Source organism: Lacrimispora sinapis, assembly GCF_043633585.1.
Lineage (GTDB): Bacteria > Bacillota > Clostridia > Lachnospirales > Lachnospiraceae > Lacrimispora > Lacrimispora sinapis.
In genome coordinates, this window is sequence record NZ_CP141832.1 from 3,685,215 (window position 1) to 3,697,062 (window position 11,848).

Genomic DNA, 11,848 nt, shown 5'->3' on the forward strand with positions numbered 1-11,848 from the left:
TCCTCCTCTCTCAATTCATAGAAAACACGATGAAGCTACGCTTTCTTCCTTTTTTTCTTCTGGGCTTTCGCCCCGCTGATTACCTCAGTGATTTCCTGAGTAATGGCCGCCTGTCGGACACGGTTGTAGGTAATGGCCAGTTCATCAAGCATATCCTGAGCACTATTCGTCGCAGCCTGCATCGCCATCATTCTGGAATTCTGCTCGCTGGAATAGGATTCCACCAGACCGCCGTAGATGAATCCTGCAATATAATTGGGCACAATAGCATTGATCACGGCTTCAGGAGAAGGACTCATGGTGATTTCCTCCAAATGCACGTTTACCGGAACATTCAGAGATATCTGCTGCTTTGGAATCGGAAGAAGCTGCTTTACTTCCGCTTCCATCTTCATAGCATTGACCATTCTGGTGTAAATCATATACACCTCATCAAGTTTTCCAGACAGAAAATAATCCACGATCTTTTCTTGTATGATTCTGGCCCGGCTCATATTAGGCTTTTGTACCGTATACCGGAAATCCTGTTCCACCGGGATACCTTTTTTTGTAAAATACTGCTGTCCCAACTCTCCTACTACGAACAGCATAGGATTACCACCCTTGTCAATCTGCTCCTGGGCCAGTTTAAATACATTATGATTATAAGCACCCGCAAGTCCTTTATCAGCAGTCACCACGATATAGCCGATCTTACGGTCTTCTTTCTTGATCTCCGGCCGGGTATCCAGATAAGGATCATCAATATCAGGGGTATGTCTGATGATTCTTGCGATGGTGCTCTGCAGCGTATAAAAATAAGGCTCTGTATCAGTCAGGGCTTTCCTTGCCCTTTTAAGCTTTGACGAGGAAATGGTATACATCGCATTGGTAATTTTCATGGTGCTTTTGATGCTGTTTATTCTGCTTTGTATCTCTCTCGCATTTGCCATATCTTACACCCGTTTCTTTATATAATCAACCGCTGTATCAAGGATTTTCTGTTTCAGCTCGTCAGATAATGCTCTGGTTTCTTCGATTTCTTTGCCGATTTCCGGATGTGCATTGTCAAAGTATTCAAGAAGCTCTCTTTGGAAATCCTTGATCTTGGAAACTTCAATATCCAGTAACAGGCGGTTATTGGCTACGACCAGACTGATGACCTGTGCATGAAGGCTCAACGGATGACATAACGGCTGTTTTAACAGCTCCGTAAGTCCTCTTCCGTATTGGATCTGCTCCTTGGTTGCTGCATCAAGATCCGAACTGAACTGGGTAAATACTTCCATTTCACGGCACTGTGCCAGATCAATACGAATGCTGCCTGCTGCCTTTTTCATTGCTTTGGTCTGTGCCGCACCACCAACACGGGATACGGAAAGACCAACGTTTACGGCCGGTCTCATACCGGAGAAAAAGAGATCACTCTCCAGGAAAATCTGTCCGTCGGTAATAGAAATAACGTTGGTAGGAATATATGCCGCCACGTCTCCCGCCTGGGTTTCAATGATTGGAAGGGCTGTAATAGAACCGCCTCCAAGCTCATCCTTTAACCGGCTGGAACGCTCAAGCAGTCTGGAATGAAGATAGAAAACATCACCAGGATATGCCTCACGTCCGGGAGAACGCTCTAAAAGCAGTGACAGAGAACGGTAAGCAACTGCGTGCTTGGATAAATCATCATACACAATCAGTACGTCTTTTCCCTTATACATGAAATACTCTGCAAGAGCCGTTCCGGAATAAGGGGCGATATACTGAAGGGGTGCAGGCTCACTGGCAGAGGAGGATACCACAATGGTATAGTCCATGGCGCCGTAATGAGTCAGCGTATTAACCAGTTTTGCAACTGTAGAAGCCTTCTGTCCAATCGCAACATAAACACAGATCACATCTTTCCCCTTCTGGTTTAAGATGGTGTCGGTGGCGATAGACGTCTTACCGGTCTGACGGTCACCGATGATCAGCTCTCTCTGTCCGCGTCCGATAGGGAACATGGAGTCGATCGCAAGGATTCCTGTTTCCATAGGAACGGACACGCTCTTACGGTCAACGATTCCAGGTGCCTCATTCTCAATCGGACGGTAATCGTCGGAAACGATATCGCTCTTACCATCGATCGGGGCGCCAAGAGAGTTCACTACTCTTCCAATGAAGCCATCGCCTACCGGAATACCGGCACGTTTCTTGGTTCTTGTAACCTTGGAGCCTTCTTTTACTTCTCGGTCGGAACCAAACAGGATGCATCCGATATCTTCTCTTCTGATATCCTGGACCATACCTTTGATTCCATTATCAAATACAACGATTTCTCCGTACATTGCATGATCAATTCCATAAACCGTTGCAATGCCGTCGCCTACGCTGATGACAGTTCCCACTTCCTGGTCCCTGGCATGCGTTTCATAATCTTCAATTTCACTTCTTAAAATAGAAATAATTTCATCTGAATTGATGGAAGCCAAGCTTTTCACCTCCGCATTATTTTTTGTTCTAATTGTTTCAGACGTCCCTTTAAGCTCCAGTCCGTTTCCACATCACCTACACGGAGAATGAATCCACCGATTAAACTGGCATCTTCGATCAAGTAGAGTCTTACGTCCTTTTTGTCGTACTTTCTGCAAAGCATCGCCTTTATTTCCCGTAACTGTTCCTCGTCGGGCTTTGTCACGTAGTACAAAGAAGCTTCCAATATCCCTTCTTCTTCTAATACATGCGCACGCCAAGCCTTAAATATATCACCGGCAAGGTCCATATCCCGGCGGTCAACCAAAACCTTTAAAAAGGTTATCATCTCCTGGGGAAATACCCGTTCGATCACCCGATGCTTGCTGCTTATTGCAATGACTGGGCTGCTTAAAGCATGTTTAAGCTCCGGCACTACCTTTAGCACCAGAGCTGCTTCTTCAATGGCCGTTTTTGGAACGGACATCTCATAAAGCACCCGTCCATAATTAATTGCTGCCTGCGTCATGGGCATCACCTGCTTCTGCTAAAAATGAATCGTAAAGCGCCTTGTTTGACATCGCACTCGCTTCCTGATTAACTACCTTGGCCGCTGCTGCAATCACTAAGCCTGCGATCTGCGTCTTAGCTTCACGCAAAGCTTTTTCCTGATCAGCTTCTGCTTTTTTCTGCGCTTCTGCTATCAGCCGGCCAGCCTCTTCATCCGCATTCTTTAAAATACGGTCGTACTGAGCCTTTGCCTGGTTCTTTGCTTCTTCGATAATCTTTAATCCTTCTTCTGAGGAGGCAGCCAGTTTCTCTTCATACTGCTTTTTGATCTCTGCCGCCTGCCCCTCAGTATTCCTGGCATTTGAAATACTGTTCTCAATCATTGCCTGCCGTTTATTGATAATACCCATAACCGGCTGAATCAGGAAGTGCCTAAGCAAAAAATACAGGACAATAAGATTAACTATATTCCATACAACGTTCATATCCAGTCTAAGCATCTTTACCGCCTGCCTTTCTTTCTAAATTTTCCAACATAATCCCGTTCAAAGGCATTATTTAAGGAATAAGATGATAAGAAGGGAAACAACGAAACCATAGATGGCAGTTGCCTCTGCAAGTGCACAACCTAATAAGAGAGCCTTGCTGATCTTGCCTTCTGCCTCTGGCTGTCTTGCAATAGCATCTACAGACTTAGCTGTTGCTAAACCAATACCTACACCCGCACCAATACCTGTTAATACTGCGATTCCTGCTCCAATTGCTGTAAACATAATAATCTCTCCTTTAATTTGAACTGTTTTTACTCTACTGACTCTTTTAAGAAAAGTGCAGTCAGAAACACAAATACATACGCCTGAATCAATCCGTCAAAAATATCAAAATATAAGGAAAACGGAATCGGTACAATCGGCGCTGCAACCAGCTTTATAAGCTCCATAACTACAAACGCTCCTAAAACATTACCAAACAATCGCATGCAAAGCGACAAAGGTTTAATAAATACTTCCAGGACGTTGATCGGTGCAATAATAGCCACCGGCTCTGCAAAACCCTTAATAAAGCCCTTTAGACCTTTCTTATGAAAGCCTGCATATTCAATCAGCAGAATGCTCATAATAGCAAGCGCTGCGGTGGCATTTAAATCTTTGGTAGGCGGTTTCACACCCAGCAAACCAATCAAATTGGCCACACCGACATAAATTGCCACAGAAATCAAATAGGGGATATAACGTTTTTGTTCCTTACCAATGAGATCCTCAAAGAACCCGTAAAGTCCCCCAACGGCTAATTCCAATACCTGCTGCTTCCTTCCAGGGTTCTCAACCTTTAAATTTCTTACCAGGCAAATAGAAAGCAGGGTCAGAACCGCCATGATAACCCATGTTACCACAACAGATTCCGAAATCTGAATCCCTCCGAATATTGGAATCGTGAATACCGTTTCGCAGTTCAGTTCTTCCATTAACTTCTCTGCTAAATCCTCCGTAATGCTCACTTCCTTTCTTAGAGACAGTCTTTCTCTTTAATCTATTACCCGTTTGGATTGTACTTTTCAATGTACAATATTTCATGAGGTATATGGTGTATCATACTTTCATCTACGAAAATTGTCAACTTTTTGCAGGTTTCATAACATTTTATTAATGTCTACAATTGTTTAAACATTTGGAACAATTTTTTTGCCATAAAATCTTATTTTATTATCCATTTTTTAACGCTAAATGTAACAAAAATGTAAAGTGATTTTCATTCAGCTAATTTTTCTAGGTATTACGTAGGTTTTTCCCGGAATAATTTGTGAAATTTAACCACGTTTTTCTTTCATTTTTTAATTTCACCGTCATTACTTACTAATATCCAAGTATTTTAAAGGAAATACATGAAAAATAAGACAGGCTTATAAGAAACATCAGGGAATTTGCGTGGAATTTTCACAAATGCTCCCTTAGCAAAATTTTATGTTATATAGGACTTTCTTCCTATTTAATAGCAACATGCAGAACCGTATAACCTAAAATATTGTTAAGGTATCTTACATCAAGGGAGCATGACATTTTGGATTTATAAAGAAACAGATACCCGGAGCATGGAGTTTCAAAGACTTAAATTAACAGATGTTAAGATTTCCTTTAGGTTCCCTATGGTTTCAATCTCCATCATGTTTTATAAAGTAAGTATGATTTATTCTTAACCGGATTATTCTTCCGATTTTTAATTTAAATAAGAAGGAATAAAAAACGAAATAAAAAAAAGCCAAAGCTTATAACCGCTTCCGCTTCCTGCATTCCATGATAAGTTCTCCCCGGATAAATCCGGACAAAGGAAAAGCACCGTCCCCAACGCTCTCCGTCGTCAAAAACAGTACTTTTTTAGTGCGCCTTCGGGGGCTCGAACCCCGGACAAATAGATTAAGAGTCTACTGCTCTACCAACTGAGCTAAAGGCGCTTGTCTTTTGTTTTTTGTTGTGCCCTTGTCTCAAGCACGTGTGTAATTATATAACCGTCTTCAACAAAAGTCAACACTTTTTTTATAAATAATTTACCGTTTTTAAGTATTTATTTATTTTTCTTATTTTTATCAATATTTGTACCCAGTGTTTTGTTCACTTCCACAAAAGATTTGTTCCAGGAAAGCAGTTTCTTATTTAAGTCCGTCTTGTCACTGGTTGCCTGGAGAAGCTTTTTTGTAACCTTGTCTTTCATGCCCATGATCCTGCACCTGCGTTTTCTTTTTCTTTATTATATGCAGAACCGGTGCCCTGGTTATAAAAACCCGGCACCGGCAGGGTAAATTCTTATTTTCTTCCTGCAATGAGTTTATAGATCGGGTTTCCCTTGGAAGAAAACTTCTCTTCGTACTCTGTCATAATATTCCCCTCTCCCATCTCACTGTGGTGAAGGTCATAAGTAAACGCTTTGATCTCCCATACATCTCCTGGAACCGCCTCCAGGGAATAGTCAAACAGCCCTTTATTATCCGTTTTAAATTCCACGGTTCCATCGGGTTTTAGTATCTGGTCGTAAACTGCCATAAATTCCTCTGATGTGAGCCTGCGTTTTGCATGACGGTCCTTGGGCCATGGATCGGAAAAGTTTAAATAAATCTTCTGAACCTCTCCAGGTGCAAATATCTCAGACAATTTTTTTGCATCCACACACATAAAGTAAATATTGTCAAGCTCCAGCTCTGCTCTCTTTTGAAGTCCGCGCAAAAGCACGCTGGGATACCGTTCAATCCCCACATAATTGATCTCCGGATGAAGGGTGGCCAGTTCCATGATAAAACGGCCTTTTCCCATACCGACTTCTATTTCAATAGGATTCTCATTTCCAAAGACTTCCTTCCAGCAACCCTTTTTTTGTTCCGGATTCTGGACCACATATGGGCTGCGGGCGATTTCTTCTTCCGAGCCTGGTATGTGACGTAACCTCATATTTACTTCCTCCAAATCGTTTCTCTTCTTATAATCATAAACGTGGTTTGATCTTGCAGGTAGATTGTATCATAACTCAAGGGACCGGTGCAAGTGGGCACCTTCCTTGGTTGACGGCTGGAAAGTGGAAAATAACAGGTGCACAATTTAGAATAATAAGGTATAATGTCTGTATATTTGAATACAACCGTTATTGCAAAGGAGGAAATATATGGGAACCACAGATAACCGTTTCTGGATCAGAATCCAGCAGGGTCTTAAGGAAACAGAAATGCTCATGAATCAGAATCAGTATAACATGTCTATGATCAAAGCCCGCCAGACACTGGAATTTATGATTCATTATCTGGGAGAAAAAGCACTGATCGTGGAAGGCGATCTGGCCGACAGCATTGACCAGTTATTTGAAAGGCGCCTGATTTCCCAGGCTTCCAAAGACCACTATCACAGAATCCGCATGATTGGCAATAAGGCAGTTCACGAAGGCAATGACAGCCCCTATGATGCCAGAGAAGCCCTTCAGCTTCTCTCACAGGAAGTTCAAGCCTTTGCAAACGCCCTTCATAAAAATAATTCCAATACAGCTCCTAACAGGCAGCGCTCCCCTCAGCCAAAGACTGCTCCGATGGCTTCAAGGAGTGGTTCGGCCAGACGCAGTGCTCCTCAAAGAAGTTCATCCAGAGGCCGCAGCAGACGCCGCTCTCCAAAAAACACGCCTGACATCAACGGTCTTTTAAAGCCGGCACTGATTTTCTTAGGAGTGCTTGTAGTTGTGCTGATTTTTGTAAAGCTGGTGCCTGGAAAAGGAGACAAGAAAGAAACGGGGGCGCCTGAGACCTCCACTCAGATCTCCACAGAAGCAGCCACCACGGAGGGGAGTTCCGAAAATGCCACAGAGCCGGAGACACAGGCATCTAAAATCTATACCACTAAGTCCAAATTAAACGTCCGTTCCACACCGTCTACCGACGGCACCAGACTGGGAAGTCTTGCAGCCGGTACGGTTGTTGATTTTGTTAAGACATACGATGACAAATGGACGGTTATCAAATTTGAGGGAAAAGAAGCTTACGTTGCAACGGAATATCTGACAGAGTCCGAAGCTCCGTCTGATTCCGGTAAAACCACAGAGTCCGGAGAAACTACAGAGAAAAAAACTCAATAAACCACCGAAAAAGCGAAGATACCAGAGTAAATATCCTCTGGACTTCGCTTTTTTTGATGAGGCATAACAATTGCTTGGGCTGCGTAAGCTATAAGCATGATTAAATATTTATAAATTTAGTGAATTTTTCCAAAATACTATGGTATTTTTTTCAAATTATAGTATCATTATAATATAATATGGTAATTTACAAACTTATTTCACAAGGAGGCTACGGTATGGATAAAGTGATTGAAAAGATTTCTGACATCGAATCGGCAGCAACTTCCATTATGGATAATGCCAACGAACGAAAGAAGGCATTTGCAAAAGAAATGGAGGAACGGACTGCCGCATTTGATCATGATTTAGAGGTGCAGACCAACAAAAAAATCGAAGCACTGCGTAAAGAAATGGAAATTAAGATGAATCATCAGCTGGAAAAGCAGAAAAACGATTCTATGAGAGTACTGGCCGCATTGGAAGCCCATTATGAGAAGGAGCATCACCGGTACGTTGAGAATTTATTCCAAACTATGATAAAGGAGTGATCCTATGGGAGACTTGCTGTCTTACAGCGGCATTACAACCAAGGTAAGAGCCATGGAAAGCCACCTGATCACAGAAAACCAGTTCCGGGAAATGTCCGGCTTATCAACCGTTTCTGAGGCCGTGGACTATTTAAGCCATCTAAGTGCCTATGAGGGGCTTTTTTCAGACCTGGAGGGAAGCGGTCTTCACCGGGGTGCGATTGAACAAAGGCTGGTTCTTTCTCTTTACCAGGATTTTGCCAAGCTCTACCGTTTTTCCAATTTAAACCAGCGTAAATTTTTAAATCTGTATTTTATGCACTTTGAAATCGATATTCTGAAGAAATGTCTCCGAAATGCCATTGGGGAGAATCCGCCGGATATTGATCTTTCTATTTTTGAAGATTTTTTTAAGAAACATTCCAAACTGGATCTTATGAAGCTGACTTCCTCTAAAAGTCTTTCTGAATTTGTAGCAAACCTGGAAGGTTCAGTCTATTACGGCCAGCTCTCTGGTTTAGACGATACCATGGAGCCTGCTTTATTTGACTATGAAGTCCGTTTGGATCTTCTATATTTTAAAACCATTTGGAAGGTAATGGGGAAATACTTGAAAAAGGAAGAGAGGGAACTTTTGACCCGGTGCTTTGGAAGCAAGCTGGACCTGTTAAACATCCAGTGGATCTACCGCTCCAAGAAATATTACCATTTACAGCCGGCAGACGTTTATGCCCTTCTCATTCCCACCTATTACCACCTGAATAAGGAACAGATCACGAAAATGGCGGAGGCCGGAACCATGGAAGAATTCTACGCGGCGTTAAAAACCACCTTCTATGGCCGGAAAGCAAATATAGAGGTGTTTGAGATGCCGGATCTGGAACGGCTCACTGCGGAGGTGCTTGATAAAATTTACCGTTCTGCCAGCCGGCAAAATCCCTATTCCATTGCCACTCTGAATTCCTATCTTTATTTTAAAGAGGAGGAAATACAAAAAGTCATCACCCTCATAGAGAGCATCCGGTACCGCTTGACTCCGGATGAAATCATCTCCTATGTGGTAAAACAGTAAAGGGGGTTACTTTTCCGTGATAGAAAAGATGAAATTCTTAAGTATCACCGGACCAAAAGAGGATATTGACCGGGTGATTGACACCTATTTATCCAGATATGAAATCCATCTGGAAAATGCTCTTTCTGAGTTAAAAACGGTGCAGGACTTAAGGCCATATGTTGAAACCAATCCGTACAAGGATATCCTCCAGCGCGCATTCGAGCTGGTGGAGCTGCTGCCTCCGGGAGAGATTTTTCAGACTTCGCAGAAAAAGCTATCCGTGGCTCAGGCGGCAGATATCATCGAGGAAATTGGGAAAGAAGCAGAAGAACGTAAGGCCAGGGAAGAGGAATTGGTATCCAAACGTGACTCATTAAAGGAGTCTGTGGAGCGGATTCTTCCATTTACCGGTCTTAATTATGATTTAAGTTCCATCCTTCATTTTAAGTATATCAAGTTTCGTTTTGGGCGTATCACCCATGAATATTACGAGAAATTTGAGAACTATGTATACGATACCATTGATACAGTCCTCTACAAATGCAAAGAGGACGAACAATACGTCTGGCTGGTTTATTTCGTGCCGGAAACCATCTCAAACCGGATTGATGCCATTTATGCATCCATGCATTTTGAGAGAATTGACGTTCCGGATGAATATAAGGGCACACCTTACGAAGCCAGCCAGTCCTTAGAGGAAAGCATGAAAGCCGTCCAGACAGAGATCAATGACATCCGCAAACAGCTTTCCGTTCTTTTGGAAACCAGACGGGAGGACTTACTGGCTGCCAAAGACCGTCTGGAAACCTTCTCTACTAATTTTAATGTGAGAAAACTGGCTGCCTGTACAAAACAGAGCCGGAACACCTTTTATATCCTCTGCGGCTGGATGAGCCAACGGGATGCCGATGCGTTTCAAAAAGACATTTCAGACGATGAAAAAACCTTTTGTATTGTGGAGGATGACCAGGAAAACATCATGAGCAACCCTCCTACCAAGCTATTGAATCCAGGGATTTTTAAACCATTTGAGATGTTTATCCGAATGTATGGACTTCCTGCTTATAATGAGATTGACCCTACCATACTGATCGGACTGACCTACTCCTTCCTCTTCGGATTCATGTTCGGGGATGTGGGACAGGGGCTTTGTCTTTTATTCGGAGGACTTCTTCTTTACCGGTATAAAAAGATCAGTCTTGCTGCTATTCTATCCTGCTGCGGCTTCTTTTCAACCATTTTCGGATTCCTGTTTGGAAGTATCTTCGGATTCGAGGATGTGATTCATGCGGTCTGGCTCAGGCCCATGAAGCATATGACCGAGCTTCCCTTTATCGGACGGTTGAACACAGTTTTCATCGTTGCAGTTTCATTGGGTATGGGCATCATTCTTCTTACCATGATCCTAAATATGGTAAACAGCTTCCGGTTCAGAGATCCGGAACGAACCTTTTTTGATACCAACGGTTTGGCAGGCTTTATTTTCTACGCCTCACTTGTGCTTACGATAGTTCTCTATATGACAGGCAACCCCATTCCTGCCGCTACTCTTCTGGTCCTGATGTTTGGGGTTCCGCTGCTCATCATGTTTTTTAAGGAGCCGCTCACAAACCTGGTGGAACGTAAGGCCAGGATTATGCCGAAGGAAAAAGGCATGTTTGTGGTTCAGGGCTTTTTTGAACTGTTTGAAGTGCTTTTAAGCTATTTTTCCAATACCCTTTCTTTTGTCCGTGTGGGAGCTTTTGCAGTGAGCCATGCGGCCATGATGGAGGTGGTACTGATGCTGTCCGGCCACGAAACCGGAACCGTAAACTGGCTCGTCGTCGTTTTGGGCAACTTGTTTGTATGCGGCATGGAAGGACTGATTGTGGGGATTCAGGTGCTTCGTCTGGAATACTACGAACTATTCAGCCGTTTTTACCGGGGAACCGGCCGCGCATTCAAACCCTACGGAAAAAAACTATAAAAAAACATATCAGGAGGTATTTCTTATGTCCATGTTAGTAAAAATCACTTTAGCAATCGCATTAACCTTGAGTATCGTTCTTCCCCTTTTTGTATTTGCCCTGGGAGAAAAAACGAAGGGCCGCTATAAAACCGCACTTTCCATTAATGTGCTGTTATTCTTTGGCACCATGATCGTATCCAGCGTGATGATGTTCCATGGCCAGGCTTTTGCGGCAGAAACTGCAGCCGGCGTTAGCGGAAGCGTCGCAGGCATGGGTTATATCGCTGCGGCCTTATCCACAGGTCTGGCCTGTATCGGCGGCGGTATCGCCGTATCCGCAGCCGCCAGTGCAGCGCTTGGCGCCATCAGTGAAGACAGCTCCATTTTAGGTAAATCACTCATCTTCGTAGGCCTTGCCGAAGGTGTTTGTCTTTATGGTCTGATCATCTCCTTCATGATCCTCGGAAAGCTATAATCATGAAAATGTATTTAATCAGCGACAACTTAGACACCTGGGCCGGCATGAGGCTGGCCGGAGTGGAAGGAGCTGTCGTTCATGAAAAGGATGAGCTTAAGAATGAACTGGATAAAGTCCTGGCCGATAAGGAGATCGGGATCATACTCCTGACAGAAAAGTTCGGAAGAGAATTTCCGGACATCATCGACGATGTGAAGCTGAACCGAAAGCTTCCTCTCATCATAGAAATTCCTGACCGCCACGGTACCGGCCGCAAGCCCAGCTTTATCACAGATTATGTAAACCAAGCTATCGGATTAAAACTATAAGAAAGAGGTGGTCAT

14 protein-coding genes and 1 tRNA gene are annotated in these 11,848 nt (G+C 43.3%); 6 read left to right on the plus strand and 9 right to left on the minus strand.

Annotation, left to right across the window (positions count from 1 at the left end; genetic code table 11):
- Positions 1-35 precede the first annotated feature (35 nt).
- The 9 genes from atpG to trmB all read right to left on the minus strand — a co-directional run bounded on the left by atpG (position 36) and on the right by trmB (position 6,371).
- Positions 36-932, minus strand: coding sequence for an ATP synthase F1 subunit gamma (atpG, locus tag VIG27_RS17395; protein ID WP_394523979.1), 897 nt, complete (start codon positions 930-932; stop codon positions 36-38).
- Positions 933-935: 3 nt separating this feature from the next.
- On the minus strand, positions 936-2,444 hold the full coding sequence (atpA, locus tag VIG27_RS17400; RefSeq protein WP_394523980.1) for a F0F1 ATP synthase subunit alpha: 1,509 nt from the start codon (positions 2,442-2,444) through the stop codon (positions 936-938).
- A 5-nt stretch (positions 2,445-2,449) separates the two neighbouring features.
- Complete coding sequence (gene atpH / locus VIG27_RS17405) at positions 2,450-2,953, minus strand: ATP synthase F1 subunit delta (RefSeq protein ID WP_394523981.1); 504 nt, start codon at positions 2,951-2,953, stop codon at positions 2,450-2,452.
- Positions 2,934-3,434 carry a F0F1 ATP synthase subunit B gene (atpF, locus tag VIG27_RS17410; RefSeq protein WP_394523983.1) on the minus strand — a complete coding sequence of 167 codons (501 nt, stop codon included), beginning with the start codon at positions 3,432-3,434 and terminating at the stop codon, positions 2,934-2,936. Before atpF ends, atpH begins: the two co-directional genes overlap by 20 nt.
- 54 nt (positions 3,435-3,488) lie before the next feature.
- The gene (atpE, locus tag VIG27_RS17415) at positions 3,489-3,707 is read right to left on the minus strand and encodes an ATP synthase F0 subunit C (protein WP_394523985.1); all 219 of its coding nucleotides are present in this window, start codon (positions 3,705-3,707) and stop codon (positions 3,489-3,491) included.
- A 29-nt stretch (positions 3,708-3,736) separates the two neighbouring features.
- Positions 3,737-4,399, minus strand: a complete 663-nt coding sequence (locus tag VIG27_RS17420) for a F0F1 ATP synthase subunit A (RefSeq protein ID WP_394523986.1) — start codon at positions 4,397-4,399, stop codon at positions 3,737-3,739.
- Positions 4,400-5,310: 911 nt separating this feature from the next.
- Positions 5,311-5,383, minus strand: a tRNA-Lys gene (locus tag VIG27_RS17425).
- A gap of 110 nt (positions 5,384-5,493) precedes the next feature.
- Positions 5,494-5,646, minus strand: coding sequence for a hypothetical protein (locus tag VIG27_RS17430; protein WP_394523987.1), 153 nt, complete (start codon positions 5,644-5,646; stop codon positions 5,494-5,496).
- 86 nt (positions 5,647-5,732) lie between these two features.
- Positions 5,733-6,371 (minus strand): tRNA (guanosine(46)-N7)-methyltransferase TrmB, encoded by a 639-nt coding sequence (gene trmB / locus VIG27_RS17435; RefSeq protein WP_394523988.1) that lies wholly within the window; start codon positions 6,369-6,371, stop codon positions 5,733-5,735.
- Positions 6,372-6,582: 211 nt separating this feature from the next.
- Between trmB and VIG27_RS17440 the strand changes: the two genes are divergently transcribed.
- The 6 genes from VIG27_RS17440 to VIG27_RS17465 all read left to right on the plus strand — a co-directional run bounded on the left by VIG27_RS17440 (position 6,583) and on the right by VIG27_RS17465 (position 11,833).
- Positions 6,583-7,536, plus strand: a complete 954-nt coding sequence (locus VIG27_RS17440) for an SH3 domain-containing protein (protein WP_394523989.1) — start codon at positions 6,583-6,585, stop codon at positions 7,534-7,536.
- A 218-nt stretch (positions 7,537-7,754) separates the two neighbouring features.
- A complete protein-coding gene (locus tag VIG27_RS17445) occupies positions 7,755-8,066 on the plus strand; it encodes an ATPase (RefSeq protein ID WP_394523990.1) in 312 nt (103 codons plus the stop codon).
- A gap of 4 nt (positions 8,067-8,070) precedes the next feature.
- Complete coding sequence (locus VIG27_RS17450) at positions 8,071-9,117, plus strand: V0D/AC39 family V-type ATPase subunit (protein ID WP_394523991.1); 1,047 nt, start codon at positions 8,071-8,073, stop codon at positions 9,115-9,117.
- A 16-nt stretch (positions 9,118-9,133) separates the two neighbouring features.
- On the plus strand, positions 9,134-11,065 hold the full coding sequence (locus VIG27_RS17455; protein ID WP_394523992.1) for a V-type ATP synthase subunit I: 1,932 nt from the start codon (positions 9,134-9,136) through the stop codon (positions 11,063-11,065).
- Positions 11,066-11,090: 25 nt separating this feature from the next.
- Positions 11,091-11,522 carry an ATP synthase subunit C gene (locus VIG27_RS17460; RefSeq protein WP_394523993.1) on the plus strand — a complete coding sequence of 144 codons (432 nt, stop codon included), beginning with the start codon at positions 11,091-11,093 and terminating at the stop codon, positions 11,520-11,522.
- Positions 11,523-11,524: 2 nt separating this feature from the next.
- Entirely contained in the window at positions 11,525-11,833 is a 309-nt protein-coding gene (locus VIG27_RS17465; RefSeq protein WP_394523994.1) for a V-type ATP synthase subunit F, read from the plus strand.
- The last annotated feature ends 15 nt before the right edge of the window (positions 11,834-11,848 follow it).